The sequence below is a fragment of the Haliea alexandrii genome (assembly GCF_003719295.1).
Lineage (GTDB): Bacteria > Pseudomonadota > Gammaproteobacteria > Pseudomonadales > Halieaceae > Haliea > Haliea alexandrii.
Genome location: NZ_RFLW01000001.1, coordinates 403,681 through 422,005, shown reverse-complemented (window position 1 = coordinate 422,005; position 18,325 = coordinate 403,681). Strand labels below are relative to the sequence as shown.

At 59.6% G+C, this 18,325-nt stretch carries 19 protein-coding genes; 3 read left to right on the top strand and 16 right to left on the bottom strand.

What is annotated here, in order from left to right; genetic code table 11:
• Positions 1–20: 20 nt before the first annotated feature.
• The 16 genes from atpG to rpmH form a co-directional block, all read right to left on the bottom strand.
• A complete protein-coding gene (atpG, locus tag EGJ68_RS01975; protein WP_123032880.1) occupies positions 21–884 on the bottom strand; it encodes a F0F1 ATP synthase subunit gamma in 864 nt (287 codons plus the stop codon).
• Positions 885–899: 15 nt separating this feature from the next.
• Entirely contained in the window at positions 900–2,444 is a 1,545-nt protein-coding gene (gene atpA, locus EGJ68_RS01970; protein ID WP_123032879.1) for a F0F1 ATP synthase subunit alpha, read from the bottom strand.
• 16 nt (positions 2,445–2,460) lie between these two features.
• Entirely contained in the window at positions 2,461–2,997 is a 537-nt protein-coding gene (locus EGJ68_RS01965) for a F0F1 ATP synthase subunit delta (protein ID WP_123032878.1), read from the bottom strand.
• 13 nt (positions 2,998–3,010) lie between these two features.
• Complete coding sequence (locus tag EGJ68_RS01960) at positions 3,011–3,481, bottom strand: F0F1 ATP synthase subunit B (protein ID WP_027949998.1); 471 nt, start codon at positions 3,479–3,481, stop codon at positions 3,011–3,013.
• Between the two features lie 72 nt (positions 3,482–3,553).
• Positions 3,554–3,790 (bottom strand): F0F1 ATP synthase subunit C, encoded by a 237-nt coding sequence (atpE, locus tag EGJ68_RS01955; protein ID WP_027949997.1) that lies wholly within the window; start codon positions 3,788–3,790, stop codon positions 3,554–3,556.
• A 39-nt stretch (positions 3,791–3,829) separates the two neighbouring features.
• A complete protein-coding gene (atpB, locus tag EGJ68_RS01950; RefSeq protein ID WP_123032877.1) occupies positions 3,830–4,708 on the bottom strand; it encodes a F0F1 ATP synthase subunit A in 879 nt (292 codons plus the stop codon).
• Between the two features lie 3 nt (positions 4,709–4,711).
• Positions 4,712–5,083: an ATP synthase subunit I gene (locus EGJ68_RS01945; RefSeq protein ID WP_158283456.1), complete on the bottom strand. Its 372-nt coding sequence runs from the start codon at positions 5,081–5,083 to the stop codon at positions 4,712–4,714.
• Between the two features lie 237 nt (positions 5,084–5,320).
• Positions 5,321–6,214, bottom strand: coding sequence for a ParB/RepB/Spo0J family partition protein (locus tag EGJ68_RS01940; RefSeq protein ID WP_123032875.1), 894 nt, complete (start codon positions 6,212–6,214; stop codon positions 5,321–5,323).
• A gap of 11 nt (positions 6,215–6,225) precedes the next feature.
• The gene (locus tag EGJ68_RS01935) at positions 6,226–7,029 is read right to left on the bottom strand and encodes a ParA family protein (RefSeq protein ID WP_123032874.1); all 804 of its coding nucleotides are present in this window, start codon (positions 7,027–7,029) and stop codon (positions 6,226–6,228) included.
• Between the two features lie 25 nt (positions 7,030–7,054).
• Entirely contained in the window at positions 7,055–7,708 is a 654-nt protein-coding gene (rsmG, locus tag EGJ68_RS01930) for a 16S rRNA (guanine(527)-N(7))-methyltransferase RsmG (protein ID WP_123032873.1), read from the bottom strand.
• A 1-nt stretch (position 7,709) separates the two neighbouring features.
• Positions 7,710–9,608 carry a tRNA uridine-5-carboxymethylaminomethyl(34) synthesis enzyme MnmG gene (gene mnmG, locus EGJ68_RS01925; RefSeq protein WP_123032872.1) on the bottom strand — a complete coding sequence of 633 codons (1,899 nt, stop codon included), beginning with the start codon at positions 9,606–9,608 and terminating at the stop codon, positions 7,710–7,712.
• Positions 9,609–10,101: 493 nt separating this feature from the next.
• Positions 10,102–11,457 (bottom strand): tRNA uridine-5-carboxymethylaminomethyl(34) synthesis GTPase MnmE, encoded by a 1,356-nt coding sequence (mnmE, locus tag EGJ68_RS01920; RefSeq protein ID WP_123033986.1) that lies wholly within the window; start codon positions 11,455–11,457, stop codon positions 10,102–10,104.
• A 57-nt stretch (positions 11,458–11,514) separates the two neighbouring features.
• Positions 11,515–13,242 carry a membrane protein insertase YidC gene (gene yidC, locus EGJ68_RS01915; RefSeq protein WP_123032871.1) on the bottom strand — a complete coding sequence of 576 codons (1,728 nt, stop codon included), beginning with the start codon at positions 13,240–13,242 and terminating at the stop codon, positions 11,515–11,517.
• 8 nt (positions 13,243–13,250) lie between these two features.
• A complete protein-coding gene (gene yidD, locus EGJ68_RS01910; RefSeq protein WP_123032870.1) occupies positions 13,251–13,487 on the bottom strand; it encodes a membrane protein insertion efficiency factor YidD in 237 nt (78 codons plus the stop codon).
• A complete protein-coding gene (gene rnpA, locus EGJ68_RS01905) occupies positions 13,487–13,891 on the bottom strand; it encodes a ribonuclease P protein component (protein WP_123032869.1) in 405 nt (134 codons plus the stop codon). The genes yidD and rnpA overlap by 1 nt, the downstream gene beginning before the upstream one ends.
• Positions 13,892–13,906: 15 nt before the next feature.
• Positions 13,907–14,041: a 50S ribosomal protein L34 gene (gene rpmH, locus EGJ68_RS01900; protein WP_027949988.1), complete on the bottom strand. Its 135-nt coding sequence runs from the start codon at positions 14,039–14,041 to the stop codon at positions 13,907–13,909.
• Between the two features lie 529 nt (positions 14,042–14,570).
• Here rpmH and dnaA point away from each other — a divergent pair.
• From dnaA to recF, 3 genes are read left to right on the top strand one after another with little or no spacing between them, the layout of a single operon-like run.
• Positions 14,571–16,061, top strand: a complete 1,491-nt coding sequence (gene dnaA / locus EGJ68_RS01895; protein ID WP_123032868.1) for a chromosomal replication initiator protein DnaA — start codon at positions 14,571–14,573, stop codon at positions 16,059–16,061.
• Positions 16,062–16,086: 25 nt separating this feature from the next.
• Positions 16,087–17,193 (top strand): DNA polymerase III subunit beta, encoded by a 1,107-nt coding sequence (gene dnaN / locus EGJ68_RS01890; RefSeq protein WP_123032867.1) that lies wholly within the window; start codon positions 16,087–16,089, stop codon positions 17,191–17,193.
• A gap of 9 nt (positions 17,194–17,202) precedes the next feature.
• Positions 17,203–18,309, top strand: a complete 1,107-nt coding sequence (recF, locus tag EGJ68_RS01885; RefSeq protein ID WP_123032866.1) for a DNA replication/repair protein RecF — start codon at positions 17,203–17,205, stop codon at positions 18,307–18,309.
• Positions 18,310–18,325 lie beyond the last annotated feature (16 nt).

Sequence of the window (18,325 nt, the reverse complement as noted above, 5' to 3'; positions counted from 1 at the left end):
GCTACCGAATAGGTTACGTCCTAGCCGATGGCCGCCGCGCCGCTGACAATTTCTGACAGCTCCTGCGTGATCGCCGCCTGCCGTGCCTTGTTGTAGATCAGCTGCAGGTCGTCAATCAGCTCACCAGCGTTATCGGTTGCGTTCTTCATCGCCAACATCCGCGCCGCCTGCTCGCAGGCACCGTTTTCGACCACGGCCTGGTACACCTGCGATTCAATATAACGAGTCAGCAGGCTTTCCAGCAGCTGCATCGCATCCGGCTCGTAGATGTAGTCCCAGTGGTGCTTCATTTCCGCACTGTCTTCTGCCAGCAGCGGCAACAGCTGCTCGACACTGGGGCTCTGGGTCATGGTGTTGACGAACTCGTTGCTGACCAGAAACAGGCGATCAATGTGCCCCTCTTCGTAGGCATCGAGCATGGTTTTCACACTGCCGATAAGGTCGCCCAGCGTGGGCTCCTCGCCAATGTCGCGCACGGCAGCAGTGACGTTACCGCCATAGCTCTTGAAGAACGCTGCCGCCTTGGCACCGATCAGGCACAGGTCGATACCCACACCCTGGTCGGCCCAGCCTTTCATGGCTTTCACCGTGGCCTTGAACAGGTTGATGTTCAAGCCACCGCAGAGTCCACGATCCGTGGACACCACCACAAAACCGACGCGTTTCACTTCGCGTTCGATCATGTAGGCGTGGCGATACTCCGGTGCGGAGTTGGCAATATGGCCGACCACCGACCGCATCCGCCGCGCGTAGGGCTTGCCCAGGGCCATACGCTCCTGGGCCTTGCGCATTTTGCTCGCCGCGACCATTTCCATGGCGCTGGTGATCTTCTGCGTGCTCCGGATACTGTGTATCTTCGTCCGGATTTCTTTTCCGACTGCCATCTGCGGTCCTCGGGGTTACCAGGTTTGCGTGGCCTTGAACTTTTCGATCGCCGTTTTAAAGGCAGACTCGATCTCATCGTTGTAATCGCCGGTGTCGACAATCTTTTTCATCAGGTCGCCGTATTCGCTGTGCATGAACGACAGCAGAGACGCTTCGAAATCGCGAATCTTGTTCACTTCCACACCGCGCAGATGACCCTCGTTGGCCGCATAAAGCACAACGCCCATATCGGCGATGGAGCGCGGCGCATACTGGCCCTGCTTCATCAACTCGGTCACGCGCTCCCCCTGATCCAGCTGGGCCTTGGTGGCTTCGTCCAGGTCAGACGCGAACTGGGAGAAGGCCGCCAGCTCACGGTACTGGGCCAGTGCAGTACGAATACCGCCGGACAGCTTCTTGATGATCTTGGTCTGTGCAGCACCGCCCACGCGAGATACCGAAATACCGGCGTTCATCGCCGGGCGCACGCCCGCGTTGAACATGTCGGCTTCCAGGAAGATCTGGCCGTCGGTAATGGAGATCACGTTGGTCGGTACGAACGCGGAAACGTCACCGGCCTGGGTCTCAATCACCGGCAGTGCGGTCAGCGAACCGGTCTTGCCTTTGACTTCGCCTTTGGTCATCTGCTCGACATAGTCAGCGTTGACCCGCGCCGCGCGCTCCAGCAGACGCGAGTGCAAATAGAACACGTCACCGGGGTAGGCTTCGCGGCCGGGCGGACGACGCAGCAGCAGGGAGATCTGGCGATACGCCCAGGCCTGCTTGGTCAGGTCGTCGTAGATGATCAGCGCGTCTTCACCGCGGTCGCGGTAGTACTCGCCCATGGTGCAACCGGCAAAAGGTGCCAGGAACTGCATGGCTGCGGGGTCCGACGCCGTCGCGGCCACCACGATGGTGTGCTCCATGGCGCCATGCTCTTCGAGCTTGCGCACTACCGAAGCGACGGAGGAGGCCTTCTGGCCGATCGCTACGTAGATACACTTAATGCCGGTACCTTTCTGGTTGATGATCGCGTCCACGGCGATGGCGGTCTTGCCCACCTGGCGATCGCCAATGATCAGCTCGCGCTGGCCGCGGCCGATCGGCACCATGGCATCGATCGCTTTCAAACCGATCTGCACCGGCTGGTCTACCGACTGGCGGGCAATAACGCCCGGCGCGACTTTTTCCAGTGCATCGGTCAGTTTGGCGTTGATCGGACCCTTGCCGTCGATGGGGTTACCCAGCGCGTCGACAACACGGCCCTGCAGCTCGGGGCCCACCGGCACTTCGAGAATGCGGCCGGTGCAGCGGCAAGACTGGCCTTCGGCCAGGTTCTTGTAGTCGCCGAGAATAACCGCGCCGACCGAGTCACGCTCGAGGTTCAACGCCATCCCGAAGATGCCGCCTTCGAACTCGATCATCTCACCGTACATCACGTCGGTAAGACCGTAGATACGGATAATACCGTCGGTTACCGAAACAACGGTACCTTCGTTGCGCGCCTCGGATGACACATCGAGCTGGTCGATGCGCTGTTTGATCATCTCGCTAATTTCTGACGGATTCAGTTGCTGCATGCTCTGTTCCTCAATCCTACAAATTCATTGCCGCGGCCAGCTTGTTCAGCCTGCCGCGTACCGAACCATCGATCACCAGATCGCCGGCCCTGATCAACACACCACCCAACAGATCGGGGTCTGTTGTGGTGTGCACGTTTATTTTCCGCTCCAGACGCGTACTCAGGGCGGAGGCCAGCTTGTCGGTCATGTCGTCCGCCAGATCAAACGCGGAAACAACCTCTACATCCACTGACTTTTCGAAGTTCGCCTTGTAACCGGCAAACAGCGCGGTGATCTGTGGCAACAGAAGCAGGCGCCGGTTCTGCGCCAGCACACCCAGAAATTTGCGCACGGCATCGCCGAGCTGCTCACCGCACACGTCTGCCAGCACGCTGGCAAGCTGCGGCCCGTCTTTTTCCGGGTTGCGCAACAGCGCCTGCATGCGGCTGTCGCGACTAACGGCAGCAGCCAGTTGCAGCTGCGGCAGCCACTCGGTCAGGCTCTCGCTGTCACGAGCGTACTCGAATGCCGCCTTCGCGTAGGGGCGGGCCAGCGTGGTCAGTTCGGCCATAACGTCCTCACCATCAAAGCTCTGCAGCCAGTTTGTTGACCAGGTCCGCGTGCGCGTCCTGATCAATCGTTGCGCCAAGCACTTTTTCGGCACCGGCCAAAGACAACACGGCAACCTGCGAACGCAGTGCCTCGCGGGCACGGTTCGTTTCCTGCTCGATCTCCGAGCGCGCAGCAGTTTTCACCCGCTCCGCTTCCGTCACCGCCGCTGTTTTGGCTTCTTCCACAATCTGGCTGGCACGCTTGTTGGCGGAGTCGACAATACCGGCCGCCTCATGCTTGGCTTCCTTCAAACGCTCCAGCGCTTTCTCCTGCGCCAGTTCCAGATCGTGGCTGGCACGATCGGCGGCTGCCAGGCCGTCCGCGATTTTCTTTTCGCGCTCCTGCATGGCCGCAATGATGGGCGGCCAGACAAACTTCATGCAGAACCAGACGAAGCCGAAGAAGGCGATGACCTGTCCGATAAGCGTAAGGTTGATATTCACGCCATACTCCTCACAGATATGGTGGGGCAGCCAGTACAGCCACCCCGCTCACGGTTGCGTTGTTGGTCGTGCTCAAGCCATTCCAGGGGCAACAACGAAGATCAGGTACATAGCCAGACCTACGCCGATAATCGGAATCGCGTCCACAAGGCCCGCGCCCAGGAAGAAGGTAACCTGCAGCTTGGGAGCCAGCTCAGGCTGACGTGCAGAACCTTCGATAAGCTTGCCGCCCAGCATGCCGATACCGATAGCCGCACCCAGACCACCGAGGCTGATCATAATTGCAGCAGCAATAAGAACTAATTCCATGATTTTCTCCTAGCGTTAATAACCAAAGTTAAAGGTGAATCAGTGGTCTTCGTGGGCCATGCTGAGATACACAATCGTCAGCACCATGAAGATGAAAGCCTGCAGGGTGATTACCAGAATATGGAAAATCGCCCAACCGATCTGCAGGATACCTGCCGGCGCCATCCAGGCCACACCGGCGCTGAACAGGGCTGCAATCAGGATAAAGATCATTTCGCCCGCGTACATGTTGCCAAACAGACGCAGTGCGAGAGAGAAAGGCTTCGCCAGCAGGCCGACGATCTCCATGAACAGGTTCACGGGAATGAACAGGGGGTGGTTGAACGGGTTCATTGCCAGTTCCCGGGCAAACCCGAAACCCTTGACCTTGATCGAGTAATAAAGGATGAGAATCAACACGCCGATGGCCATACCAAAGGTGATATTCGGGTCGGTGGATGGCACGATCTTGTGGTATTCCACACCCAGCAACATCATCAACTCAGGCACGATATCCACCGGCACGAGGTCCATCAGGTTCATCAGGAAAATCCAGACGAAGATGGTCAGGGACAGCGGTGCAATAAGCGGGTTGCGACCGTGAAACGTATCGCGCACGGTGTTATCGACAAACTGGACAATCATTTCCACGGCGCTGCCGAGGCCGCTGGGCACACCGGAAGAGGCTTTTTTCGCCACACTGTAGAAAAGCCAGCTGAATACGATACCGAGACCGATCGACCACGCCATGGAATCCACGTGGATCGCCGTGAAACCCATATCAGCCGCTTCAGCGCCGCCGTGTGCCATAACCCACGCACCGCCATCACCGATGATGGAGCCATCGTAGCGCTCATAACCGGCAGGCAGCTTGCCATAGGTCAGGTTGGTCAGGTGGTGGACAATGTACTCTGAAACCGTCTGGTTTTCGCCTGCCATCGATCACAACTCTTGTTTCGGTGTTTCGGTTTGTTTCTGCTCGCGGGACATCAGCATCCGCCAGCTTCCTATCGTTTGCACTATCAACATCACGCCGTATCCGGCGAACACTGCCCCCGGCTCTATCGGCCGCAGCAATGCGAATACCGCGGCAAATCCCGCCGCGCTCAAGAGGAACTTGCCGGCTTCGCCGCTCAGCGCAGAGCGTGCGATTTCCGTTGCCGGTCGCACGCCGCGCGCGCGAAACAGCTTCAGGGCAAACCACGCCTGCGGCACTACCGCCACCACACCGCCGCACGTCCATGACAGTGCTGTCGTTTCATCAAGCGCCAGCCAGACCAGCAGGCATGAAGGAACGAGCGTGGCCAACTGCATCAGGGCTATGCGATGGACGCCTGCCACACGATTGTTCCTCGTTTTGGGCGCCCGCATTATAGGGGCATTGGGTGGCAGGTTCAACCGAATCACCGCCTTGGCGGCACGAAATATCGCTGACGTTGGCAGCATGTTGGCGCCAGTTTGCCTCGTTTTGCCGCGATTGGAAGGTCACACACGCTATCTGGTAGTTCCCGCACAGCGAGCCACTACATCCTGTGGTAATGAGGCCGGGCGCTAGCGAATATGGCTCAGTATACCGTCCAGCTCATCCAGGCTGTTATAAGTCAACACGAGCTTGCCCTTGCCTTTCGCGCCGTGCTGGATCTGCACCCGTGCACCGATCTTTTGGGACAGGTCATCCTGCAGCTGGCGGATGTTCGGGTCCATGCGCGGCGGCGCTTCGGTCGGCTGGTCCTGTCGCGCCAGTAGCCCGCGCACCAGGGCTTCAGTTTGTCGCACTGAGAGACCTTTGCCCACCACGGTTCTGGCAGCCTGCGATTGCGCCGTACCCTCAATGCCGAGCAGCGCACGGGCGTGACCCATTTCCAGGTCACCGCGCTCCAGCAACAGGCGCACATCACTCTGCAACGACATCAAGCGCAGCAGGTTGGTCACGGTGGAGCGCGATTTACCCACCGCGTCAGCCACTTCTTGCTGCGTCAGCTGAAACTCCTGCTGCAGGCGCTGCAGCGCTATCGCCTCTTCGATCGGGTTGAGGTCTTCGCGCTGTATGTTCTCGATCAGCGCCATGGCGATTGCCGCTTCATCGCTGACATCGCGAACGACCGCCGGGACGTGGTCAAGGCCAGCCAGCTGTGCGGCCCGCCAACGGCGTTCACCAGCAATGATTTCGTACTTGCGTTCGGCAACGGGGCGCACCACGATGGGCTGCATGATGCCCTGGGCGCGAATGCTGTCAGCCAGTTCCTGCAGGGATTCGGGGTCAATATCGCGCCGCGGCTGGTATTTCCCGCGCTGTATCAGATCCACCGGCAGGTCTTTCAGCACCTGTTGCTGCGCGTCACCACCGGCGGCCGACACTTCCCCTTCAGGCAGTTCGCGGGGCTGGGTACCGGCACCGAGCAGCGCATCCAGCCCGCGCCCCAATCCCCGTTTTCTGGCTGACATCCTCTGCTCTCCTATACCTTGGTCGCGGCACTGCCAGTGGCGATGCTGCGCTTCTCTTCACGGCGAATAAGCTCACCCGCCAGGGCCATGTAAGCACGCGAGCCGCGCGAGTGGCGGTCGTAATACATGACCGGCAGGCCGTGACTCGGCGCCTCGGCCAAACGCACGTTGCGCGGAATCACCGTGCGGTAGACCGCCTCACCAAAATGCTCGTGCAACTGGTTCGACACCTGGTTGGTCAAGCTGTTGCGGGGGTCGTACAGCGTGCGCAAGATGCCCTCGATCTGTAACAACGGGTTCACCGACTCCGCCACGCGGCGAATGGTATTGACCAATGCCGAGAGGCCCTCAAGGGCATAGTACTCACACTGCATGGCGATCACGACGCCATCCGCCGCAACCAGGCCGTTGAGGGTGAGCATGTTCAGGGACGGAGGGCAGTCGATAAGAATGTAGTCGTAAGCTGACGCCACCTCACGCAGCGCAGTGTTAAGTCGCCGTTCGCGTTGCTCCACCCCCATCAGTTCCACTTCGGCCGCAGTGAGGTCGTCATTGGATGGCAACACATCAAAGCCACCCTCGGGTACGCGCCGGGTGATCAAATGTACCGGGGCACGGTGCACCAGCACATCGTAAATACTGCGCTCAACACCGTGCTTGTCGATACCACTGCCCATCGTGGCGTTGCCCTGCGGGTCGAGATCCACCAGCAGCAGGCGTTTTTTCATTGCGGCAAGGGATGCGGCCAAATTGACAGAGGTGGTGGTTTTACCCACCCCGCCCTTCTGGTTTGCAATTGCAAGAACTCGTGCCAAGGCCCACTCCCCGTTTAGTCGGCTATTACCGCTGCAGATTGTCGATTGACGGCAACAGGGCAAGTTCTACCAAGTGGCGTTGCTCGTCAAGCCCCGGCACCGACAGGGGCCGAATGTGTCGCACGGCGCAGTGGCGCTCAATCGACACCAGTTCATCATCGGGGCGCGCGCCCTTCATGGCAAGCAAAACCCCGCCCGGACAGAGTAAATGTCGGGTTCCTGCCAGCATATCGGAGAGTGACGCAAACGCCCGGGAGAGCACCACATCATAGCAGCAGTCTGGCGAGAAGCTTTCTACCCGCGCGTGGTGCACGGTGACGTTATCCAGACCGAGAGCGGTTTTGGCCTGAAACAGGAAACGGGTTTTCTTGCCATTACTGTCCAGCAGATCGAACTCACGCTGGGGAAACAGAATGGCCAGGGGTATACCGGGTAATCCGGCGCCGGTACCCACATCAATGCAGCGCTCACCCGTGAGCCAGGGTGCCACCGCCAGGCTGTCGAGCAGGTGCCGCGTCACCATGGCGGCGGGATCGCGTATCGCCGTCAGGTTGTAGGCGGCATTCCACTTCTTCAGCAGCGCGAGGTAGTCCAGCAGCATTTTCTGCTGCGCTGTGGTGGCTGTTACACTCAGGCTGTCGAGCCCCGTGGTCAGCTGGCGCGCAAGTGCAGCGTCCAAATCAGGCGCTTATGCGGTCGCTGCTGCGCTCGAGGGCGCCGCGCTTCTTCAGGTAAATCAGCAGCAGCGACACCGCCGCAGGGGTCACACCCGGAATCCTGCCGGCGCGGGCGAGGGTTTCTGGACGGGCGTCGGTGAGCTTCTGACGCACCTCGTGAGACAGGCCATCCACCGCCTGGTAATCCAGGGATGCGGGCAACGGCGTTTCCTCATAGCGGCGCAAGCGCGCAATCTCGTCCTGCTGACGGTCGATATAACCGGCATATTTAGCCTGGATTTCCACCTGCTCAGAGGCCTGCTCATCTTCCAGTGCCTGCCCTTTGAGGCCGGCGACATCGGCGTAACCGATACCCGGGCGCTTGAGCAGATCCGCGAGGCTGTATTCCCGCGACAGCGGCGCCTTCAGTTTGGGCGCGAGCGCTGCCGCCTCCAACGTTCCCGGATGCAGCCAGGTGGTCGCCAGGCGCTGGGTTTCGCAGGCAATGGCATCGCGCTTGCGTGCGAAGCGTGCCCAGCGCTGGTCATCGACCAGGCCCATGCTGCGCGCTGTTTCCGTCAGGCGCAGATCGGCGTTGTCTTCGCGCAGCAGCAGACGGTACTCGGCGCGGGAGGTGAACATGCGGTAGGGCTCGAGTGTACCCATGGTGATGAGGTCATCCACGAGTACGCCGATGTAGGCTTCATCGCGCCGGGGGCACCACGGCGCCTTGCCCTGCACGGCCAGCGCGGCATTCAGGCCGGCCAGCAGACCCTGGGCCGCGGCCTCCTCGTAGCCGGTTGTGCCGTTGATCTGGCCCGCAAAATAGAGACCCGGGAGCGCCCTGGTTTCCAGTGAATAGCTGAGGTCACGCGGGTCAAAGTAGTCGTACTCGATGGCATAACCGGGCCGTGTGATGTGCGCATTCTCGAAGCCCTGAATGGAACGTACCAGCGCCAGCTGCACATCAAAAGGCAGGCTGGTGGAAATGCCGTTGGGATAGAGTTCGCTGGTGGTCAGGCCCTCGGGCTCGATGAAGACCTGATGCGAGGCTTTACCGGCAAATCGGTGAATTTTGTCTTCAATGCTCGGGCAGTAGCGTGGCCCGACGCCCTCAATCACGCCGGAGTACATGGGCGAACGATCCAGGCCACCGCGAATGATGTCGTGAGTGTGCTCGTTGGTGTGTGTGATCCAGCAGCAGCGCTGCTCCGGACGCTCACTGACACTGCCGAGGAACGACATGGCGGGCGCATTGCTGTCGCCCCACTGTTCTTCCAGTGAACTGAAATCCACGCTGCGCGCATCAATACGCGGCGGTGTCCCGGTTTTCAGGCGATCGACGCGAAAAGGCATTTCGCGCAGTCGCTGCGCCAGGGCAATGGAGGGCGGGTCACCTGCCCGGCCGCCAGAGCTGTTCTGCAGGCCGATGTGGATTTTTCCGCCGAGGAATGTGCCGGTGGTCAACACCACGGTGGGCGCACGAAATATCAGGCCCATCTGGGTTATCGCGCCGGCGACGCGGCCGTGCTCTACCAGCAGGTCATCCACGGGTTGCTGAAAAATCGACAGGCCGGGCTGGGCTTCAATGATCTCGCGAATGGCGTTGCGGTACAGCACACGGTCGGCCTGGGCGCGTGTCGCCCGCACGGCGGGCCCCTTGCGCGCGTTCAACACGCGAAACTGGATGCCGGCGCGGTCCGTAGCGCGCGCCATGGCACCACCGAGTGCATCCACTTCCCGCACCAGGTGGCTTTTGCCAATACCGCCAATCGCGGGGTTACAGGACATTTGCCCCAAGGTATCCACACTGTGCGTCAACAGCAGCGTGCGACACCCCATGCGCGCGGCGGCCAGACAGGCTTCGGTACCAGCGTGGCCGCCGCCGATCACAATCACATCAAAGTTCTGCTGGTATTCCACGCCTGTGCGCCTCCTGCCCGGCAGCTCGTCACCGGGCCGGCGATTATACGTCCGGGAACCCGGTTGTTCAAAAGATGTTCTGTGTTTTTGTTCGTGGAGCCTGAATGCTTTCGCGCTTGAAAATGATGTTTATAAATATTTAAGTAAATAGGTATTGGGAATGAAAGAATAGAACTGATGTTGTTATTGAATAGGTCGACAGTTTCTGTGTGTAAGGCCTATTAATCCCTATGTTTCATTCACTTGCGGCAATGAAAAGTACCGTTGCAAGCCCTGTTCCTGGCGTGGTGTCTCTGTGCACGGGCTGGGGACCAAACAACCCCGTATGCGTCACCCCAACTGCACACAGGAGGTTTTCCCCAGCTCATGCCCGTTTTCTACCGCGGGTTATCAACAGGTTTATACCCTCAACGCCGTCTATGCCGCGATGCGCTGTATAAGGTGTGTATAGCCTGTGCGGTGGGGGGTACAGAGACAGGGAACGGCGCCGGGCTCACTTGCCGATACAGAAGCTGGAAAAAATCTCTCCCAGCAATGCATCACTGGTCATCCTGCCGGTGATATCTCCCAGGGCGTCGTGGCACTGGCGCAGATCCTCGGCGAGCAATTCGCCGGCGCCCGCCTCCTCCAGTTGAAGCCGGCCGTTTTCCAGATGCTCGGCGGCCGCCTGCAAGGCCTGTAGATGCCGGCGCCGCGCGCTGAAGGCATCTCCCGACGCGCCGGTGTAGCCGATACATTGTTTCAAGTGGTCACGCAGCAGGTCGATGCCAGCGCCAGAGCGTGCGCACAGCTGCAGCGTGACGTCATCACCGGAGCCGGTGATCGCGGGCGGCTCCCCGGCGAGGTCGCATTTGTTGTGGATACGTGTGATGGGTACCGATGTCTGTGGAAAACCGGGCCAGAGGTCATCCGGCAGTGGACTGCAGTCGGTCATATCGATTACGAGGAGTATGCGATCCGCGCTGGCGATTTCCCGCTGGGCACGGCGAATCCCCTCCTGTTCCACCGCGTCCTCGCTGGCCCGGAGTCCCGCTGTATCAACAATATGCAGCGGCATGCCGTCGATCTGGATATGCTCGCGCAAGATATCCCGGGTGGTTCCGGCAATGGCGGTGACAATGGCGCTGTCCTGGCCGGCGAGCGCGTTAAGCAGGCTTGATTTTCCCGCATTGGGTTTCCCTGCTATCACCACCTTCATACCTTCGCGCAGCAGGCTCCCCTGTTGTGCCGAGGCCATGACCGCTGCCAGCTGTTGTTGTAGCGCTCGCAGTGAGTCGGCGACGTGTCCATCGGCGAGAAAATCGATTTCTTCCTCCGGGAAATCGATGGCGGCTTCCACGTAAATGCGCAGGCGTGTTACCTCCGCTACCAGGTGATCGATTTCCGTTGAGAACGCTCCCTGCAGAGAGCGGTGTGCGTTGCGTGCAGCCTGTGCCGTGGTGCTGTTGATGAGGTCCGCGATGGCCTCGGCCTGGGCAAGGTCCAGTTTGTCGTTGAGGTAGGCGCGCTCGGAAAATTCCCCGGCTCGTGCCTGGCGTGCCCCGGCAGCGAGACAGGCAGCCACAATGAGGTCGAGCACCACCGGGCCGCCGTGCCCCTGCAGTTCCACGACATCTTCGCCCGTGAAGGAGTGAGGCGCAGGGAAATAGAGGGCGATACCGCTGTCGAGTGGCTCACCCTGTGCATCCCTGAAGACACTGAAATGTGCGTGTCGCGGTGTTAGCGATTTGCCGGTAATACGCTCGGCGATAGCGGCTGCTGCGGGGCCCGAGAGGCGCACGATGCCGATGCCACCGCGACCGGCAGCGGTGGCGATGGCGGCGATGGTTTCCGAATTGTCGTGCGCGATGGTCACAGCGGCAGTGTACGCCAGCCGTGCAGCGCCCCGCAGGGGGCGATACCAGGCTTAGGCTTTGGCGTCCGACTTTTCAATTTGCCGGGTAATAACATACTGCTGCGCCATTGAGAGCAGGTTGTTGACCACCCAGTACAGTACCAGGCCTGCCGGAAACCACAGGAAGAAGAAGGTGAAGATGACCGGCAGCCACTGCATGATTTTCGCCTGCATGGGATCCGGCGGTGGCGGGTTGAGCTTCTGCATGAACCACATGCTGGCGCCCATCAACAGGGGCAGTACGAAGTAGGGGTCCATTACCGAGAGGTCTTCGATCCACAGGAAGAACGGTGAGTGGCGCAGTTCAACACTCTCCATCAGCACCCAGTACAGCGAGATGAACACCGGCATTTGCACCAGTACCGGCAGGCAGCCTCCCATCGGGTTGATCTTCTCCTTGCGGTACAGCTCCATCATGGCCTGGCTTTGCTTGGCCTTGTCGTCAGCGTATTGCTCGCGAATGTCCTGCATTTTCGGCGCAACGCGACGCATGTTGGCCATCGAGCGATAGCTGGTGGCTGACAACTTGAAGAACACGGTTTTGATCAGCACCGTAAGCAGGATAATGGCGACACCCCAGTTGCCTACAAAGCTGTGTATCTTGATCAGCAGCCAGAACAGTGGCTGCGCAATCCACCACAGCCACCCGTAGTCGACGCTCAGGTCCAGATACGGGGAAATTTCCGCCAGCCGGTACTGGTCTTTCGGGCCCGCGTAGAAACCTGCGCTGACGGCACCCTGTTCACCCGAATCTACGACCAGCGCCGGGCTGGTGAAGCCGGCGATGTTGAAGCCGGAAGCGGTGACCCGGGTGCTGTAGGTGTGACTCTGGTCCGCTGCGGGAATCCAGGCGCTGAGGAAGTAGTGCTGGATCATGGCTATCCAGCCGCCAGGCAGTTGCTCGCGGAACGGCTCTTCCTGCATGTCCTTGAAGGTGAATTTGGTGAAGCGCTCATCCGGCTGTGTAATGGCTGCACCCAGGAAGGGCTGCAGGCCCATGCCGCTGGAATCGACAGTAGACGGTTTGCTGCTGTCGCGCTTGATCTGGCCGAACAGGTTGCCCTGCCAGCGCTCGCCAGTCTGGTTGTCGACAATATAGCTGACGGTCAGCAAATAATCGCTGCGGCGCAAGGTGAAGCGTTTGGTAACGGAGAGCCCCTGCGCGTTCTGCCACAGCAGGTCGACCTGAAGTTCGTCGGCGCCGGGTGCCAGCTCGTAGCGTGACTGCGTGGTTGTGAAATGCGCGCGTGATTCGCTGTCGATGCCGTTGGGCCCGATCAGGCCGCTCTGCGCGACATAAATACGGCGTTCGTTCTGTTCCAGTAGCACGAAGGGCTGATCAGGTGCGTCGATGTCTTCCAGATGCTCCGGCAGGGCGAGTTCCACGATGTCACCCCCCTGTAGATCGATGGCAACCTGCAGGACGTCTGTATGTACGGTAATAATGTCGCTGCCGGTGCCGCTCTCTGTCGCCACGGGTGCAGCGGTTTGCTGCTCGGCAATGGCTTCGGGCGCTTGCGGCAGGTCCTCGTCGCCAGTGCCCGGCGCGGTAATGGCGGGTACGGCGAGTGGCAGCTCACTGCCCGTTGCGGGTAGCCCATCGGGTTCACTGCTGATCAGGCGGCTGGCAGTCGGCTGCGCTGCGGTGGTTTTGGCATCCTTGAACGCGACCCACTCGGTCAACAGCATGAACGAAAGTAGCGCGATGGCGCCGATCAGCAGAGTACGTTGGAAATCCATAGCGGGTATCAGCTTTGTCGGTGAGTGTGCTTGCAGGGCGGCACCGGGTCGGCGCCCCCCTCATGCCAGGGGTGGCATTTGCCAAGCCGGCGCAGTGTGAGGCAGGAGCCCCGCACCACGCCGTGCAATTCGATGGCTTCCTGAGCGTAATGTGAGCAGCTCGGATAGAATCGGCAGTGATTGCCCAGAAATGGGCTGATGGCATACCGGTACAAGGAAATCAGGGCAATGAAAAGACGACGCATCAGTGGTCTCGCGCCCGTGGGGCGGTGGCGGTGTGTCGTGACAGCTTTTGCCATTGTGCTTCCAGCGTGGCGAACAGTGAAGCATTGTCCAGATCGTCCAGGCCGCGGCGCGCCAGAAAAACGATATCAAGAGGTTGCGCTGTAGCGGGCAGGTGCCTGAACGATTCCCGTACCACGCGTTTGATGCGATTGCGTTGCACGGCCTTGCGCACGTTCTTCTTGGCAATCACCAACCCCAGCCGGCTCTCTGCGCCGTCCGCGGGACGCGCCAATAGTAGCAGGTTTCGATGCGAAGCTTTCACTGTGGCTCCATCGAAAACGGCCCGATAATGGGCCGCATTCAACAGGCGCCGGCATTTGCCGAAAGCCGCAGTTGTCGGTTCGCTCTCAGCGGCTGCGCCCACAAAGGCTCTCCGGCATCAGGCAGACAGGCGCTTGCGGCCTTTCGCACGACGGCGGCTGAGTACCAGGCGGCCGTTCTTGGTGGCCATGCGGGAGCGGAAGCCGTGGGTGCGCTTGCGCTTCAGGACGCTGGGCTGAAATGTTCTCTTCATGACTCTGTTCCAGTAGGAGGTAATAAATAGAAGGCTGATGCTCCGCCCGTCCCGTGATTGGTGCTGCACGGGAAGCACGGTGGAGTACCGGGCCGCAAAAAGGTTGGGTATTCTAGAGAAAGGGCGCCCCAAATTCAATGTTCACCTGCAGCTTTATTTCAACGCCTGACAGGCGCTGTGATGCGGCCCCCAGAGCGAGGCGTGAAAGACAGTGGTGACGGGCTTCGCAGCAAACAGCGCACACCTTGCCCCAAAGATATACACAAGTTATACACAGATCATGTGTTCACATTACGGTTTCATAAACCGCGCCTAAAAAATAGGCATATTTTTCTTAAATATCTGATTTATATGAAAAAATAACTTTCAAAAAAAACTCGTTGAGGTGTGGATAACTCATCCTTGGGAGAGTATTATCTCGACATCGGGATCGAAAAGCCCGAAGTGTCATCAACGCGCGGATACACGCCGCGCGACTTGCGAGTGAGTTGTTGTGGGGGTCAGTTAAGGGCCTTCAAAGGGGAGTATTTTGCCAGACGTCATATGGCAGCAGTGTATCAGTCGTCTTCAGGACGAGTTGCCAAGCCAGCAGTTCAACACCTGGATTCGCCCGCTGCAGAGCAGCCAGGATGGTCAACAACTGACACTGTTTGCGCCCAACCGATTCATCAAGGATTTTGTCAGCGACAAGTTTGCGCCGCGGATCAGGGAGCTATTGCAACAGATCGCGCCTGCCGAGGTGCCCCAATTGGCGCTGGAAATCGGTCAGGGTCGGGATCTCGAACAGCCCTCCGCGGTGCAGCCAGCGCGCAGCTTCGTCGACAATGGGAATGCTTTTGCGGCGCCGGCAGTATCCGGCTATGCAGTGAGTGGCGGTGCCACTGCGCTGCGCAGTGTAGCGGCGCCGAGAATGCAGGCGGTTGCGCCACCGGCACCGCGGCAGGCATTTGGCCTGGCGGCGCCTGCCCTGCGCGGTCGGTCGGCCCCGGATGATACACAGCAGCAGAATCTCGTCGACACTTATACCTTCGACAATTTCGTGGAAGGCAAATCCAACCAGCTCGCGCTGGCGGCGGCGCGCCAGGTGGCTGAAAACCCGGGTGAGGCCTATAACCCCCTGTTCCTTTACGGAGGGGTGGGCTTGGGTAAAACCCACCTGATGCATGCGGTCGGTAACGCACTGAAGCACCAGAACCCTGAGGCCAAGGTGGTGTACCTGCATTCCGAGCGGTTCGTAGCGGACATGGTGAAGGCACTGCAACTGAATGCGATCAGCGACTTCAAGCGCTATTACCGGTCGGTTGATGCCCTGCTGATCGACGATATCCAGTTCTTTGCCAAGAAGGATCGCTCTCAGGAGGAGTTCTTCCACACCTTCAATGCCCTGCTTGAAGGGGGTCAGCAGATGATCCTCACCTGCGACCGGTACCCCAAGGAAATAGATGGCCTTGAAGAGCGCCTGAAGTCGCGGTTTGGTTGGGGGCTCACCGTGGCTGTCGAGCCGCCCGAGCTGGAAACCCGCGTCGCGATTCTCATGAACAAGGCCGCCCAGTCGCGTATTACCCTGCCCCCGGATGCCGCCTTCTTCATCGCCCAGCGTATTCGTTCCAATGTGAGAGAGCTTGAGGGCGCGCTCAAAAGAGTGATAGCGAGCGCTAACTTCACTGGTCGGCCGGTCGATGTTGACCTGGTCAAGGAGAGCCTCAAGGATTTGCTGGCACTGCAGGACAAGCAGGTCAGCCTGGATAACATCCAGCGCACGGTCGCTGAGTATTACAAGATCAAGGTTGCCGACCTCATGTCGCGGCGTCGCAGCCGTTCGGTGGCACGGCCACGGCAGATGGCTATGGCGCTGGCCAAGGAATTGACCAACCACAGCCTGCCGGAAATCGGCGACAGTTTTGGTGGCAGAGACCACACGACAGTATTGCACGCATGCCGTAAAATAAAGGAGCTTCGCGAAACCAACTCTGATATTCGGGAAGATTACAAAAACTTGCTGCGCTCACTCACGACGTAGGCGCGTACCGAAGGAACCTGGATTTATGAAGTTCTCGATTTCACGGGATGCATTGCTCAAGCCCCTTAATCTGGTTGCCGGTGTGGTTGAGCGGAGGCAGACGCTGCCGGTTCTGTCCAACGTGCTGATGGTGTTGGAAGGCGACCAGTTGTCACTCACAGGGACCGACCTGGAAGTTGAACTGGTAGGGCGCGTCGCACTACCGTCTCCGGTTTCTGCGCCAGGCGAAGTGACCGTGCCCGCCCGCAAGCTGGTGGATATCTGCAAGTCGCTGCCGGAAGGCAGCGAAATACAATTCACCGTTGAAGACGGCAAAGTGACCGTGCGTTCTGGGCGCAGCCGCTTCACTTTGTCCACGCTCCCCGCCAGGGAGTTTCCCGCTGTCGAAGAAGGTGTTGGTACGCACCGTTTTACCGTCAAGCAGGGTCAACTGCGGCGTTTGATTGACCGCACCGCGTTCGCCATGGCGCAGCAGGATGTGCGCTATTACCTGAACGGGATGCTGCTGGAACTCAAGGCCGGTCGCTTGCGCGTGGTCGCCACCGACGGCCACCGTCTGGCAATGTGTACGCTGCCCTCGCCCGTTCCGGTAGACGAGGACACCCAGGTCATTCTGCCGCGCAAGGGCGTACTTGAATTATCCCGTCTGCTCCTCGAAGAAGATCAGGATATCGCGGTCGTGCTGGGCAGCAATCACCTGCGAGCCACCACCGAGGGCTTCACCTTCACATCGAAGCTGGTGGACGGTAAGTTCCCCGACTACGAGCGCGTACTGCCCCGCGCGGCCGACAAGATCGTGTTGGGTTCGCGCCTGGAGCTGCGGCAAGCCTTTACCCGCACCGCGATTCTCTCCAACGAGAAGTACCGCGGCGTACGCTTGAAGGTCGCCCCCGACGTCATCGAAATCGTCGCCAACAACCCTGAGCAGGAACAGGCGGAGGAACAGGTATCTGTCGATTACCAGGGTGACTCGGTAGAAATAGGTTTCAACGTCAGCTACCTGCTGGATGTGCTTGGGGTGCTTAGCGGTGAGCAAGTCAAACTGTCGCTCTCTGACCCCAACAGCAGCGCATTGCTGGAGGAATCGGAAGACGGCGATTCGCTTTACGTTGTCATGCCCATGCGGTTGTAAAAGGCGTTTTTGTTAACCCAACTGCAGATCCACCATATCCGGAATCTGTCTCAGGTCGCGCTCCGCGAGCTGGGACAGGTCAACATATTCTTCGGTCCCAACGGTAGCGGCAAAACGAGTATTCTTGAGTCTGTGCACATGCTGGGCATGTCGCGCAGTTTCCGCGCCGGTACGCCACGCACTCTGGTCGCCCACGGTGAGCAACGTTGCACGGTGTATGGAGTTACCGAGTTTTCCACTGCGGGTCAGCGCGCGGCAGTTGCCGTACAGCGCGATGTCAGCGGGGAGTTGCAGATAAAGCTGGCTGGCGAAAAGGTGCGGTCGGTCGCGGAGCTGGTTGCCCATCTACCCCTCCAGGTGTTGAACGCTGCCTCCTTTGACTTGCTCACGGGTAGCCCTGCTGCGCGCCGCCAGTTCCTGAACTGGGGTGTGTTCCACGTGGAACAACGCTTTTTTACTGAATGGCAGCGATTTCAGCGGTGCGTAAAACAGCGCAACAAGCTCTTGCGGCGTGGTAAACTGGGACAATCCGAGTTGTCGGTTTGGACCCGTGAGTTGGCCACCTCTGGTGAACAGATTCACGTGTTCAGGCAGGCTTACTTTGAGGCACTTGCACCGCGATTTCGAGCGATTATGGCCGAACTTTCCCCTGCGCTCGAAGGCCTGGAGCTGCGTTATCGCAAGGGTTGGGACAAGTCTCTCGAGTACTCGGCGGCCCTGGCTGCCAGTGAAGTTGCCGATTGTGAGCAGGGGTACACGCATGTGGGTCCTCAGCGTGCTGACCTTCGTGTTACGGTGTCCGGGTACTCAGCGGCGGAAACCTTGTCACGGGGCCAGCAAAAGCTGGTGGTGTGTGGCCTGAAGTTGGCGCAGGGACAAATTATGTCCGAGGCACAGCCACGGGAGTGCGTGTACCTCGTGGATGATTTGCCGTCGGAGTTGGATGCACAGCACTGCAGGCTAGTCTGTGAGGCGCTTACGGCGTTGCAGGCGCAGGTGTTTATCACCTGTGTAGATGCCAACGACCTCGCGGGGATGTGGCCTGATGGCGTAAAGCCCCTGATGTTCCACGTGGAACAGGGCACTGTTTCGCAGCAGACTGTTGCTGCGAGTTAAGTCGAAAGCGCCGCTC

Excerpts from the sequence above, each read along its gene's own strand:
- atpG (WP_123032880.1), bottom strand. The coding sequence starts at position 884 with ATGGCAGTCGGAAAAGAAATCCGGACGAAGATACACAGTATCCGGAGC.
- atpA (WP_123032879.1), bottom strand. The coding sequence starts at position 2,444 with ATGCAGCAACTGAATCCGTCAGAAATTAGCGAGATGATCAAACAGCGC.
- EGJ68_RS01965 (WP_123032878.1), bottom strand. The coding sequence starts at position 2,997 with ATGGCCGAACTGACCACGCTGGCCCGCCCCTACGCGAAGGCGGCATTC.
- atpE (WP_027949997.1), bottom strand. The coding sequence starts at position 3,790 with ATGGAATTAGTTCTTATTGCTGCTGCAATTATGATCAGCCTCGGTGGT.
- atpB (WP_123032877.1), bottom strand. The coding sequence starts at position 4,708 with ATGGCAGGCGAAAACCAGACGGTTTCAGAGTACATTGTCCACCACCTG.
- EGJ68_RS01945 (WP_158283456.1), bottom strand. The coding sequence starts at position 5,083 with ATGCAGTTGGCCACGCTCGTTCCTTCATGCCTGCTGGTCTGGCTGGCG.
- EGJ68_RS01940 (WP_123032875.1), bottom strand. The coding sequence starts at position 6,214 with ATGTCAGCCAGAAAACGGGGATTGGGGCGCGGGCTGGATGCGCTGCTC.
- yidC (WP_123032871.1), bottom strand. The coding sequence starts at position 13,242 with ATGGATTTCCAACGTACTCTGCTGATCGGCGCCATCGCGCTACTTTCG.
- yidD (WP_123032870.1), bottom strand. The coding sequence starts at position 13,487 with ATGCGTCGTCTTTTCATTGCCCTGATTTCCTTGTACCGGTATGCCATC.
- rpmH (WP_027949988.1), bottom strand. The coding sequence starts at position 14,041 with ATGAAGAGAACATTTCAGCCCAGCGTCCTGAAGCGCAAGCGCACCCAC.
- dnaN (WP_123032867.1), top strand. The coding sequence starts at position 16,087 with ATGAAGTTCTCGATTTCACGGGATGCATTGCTCAAGCCCCTTAATCTG.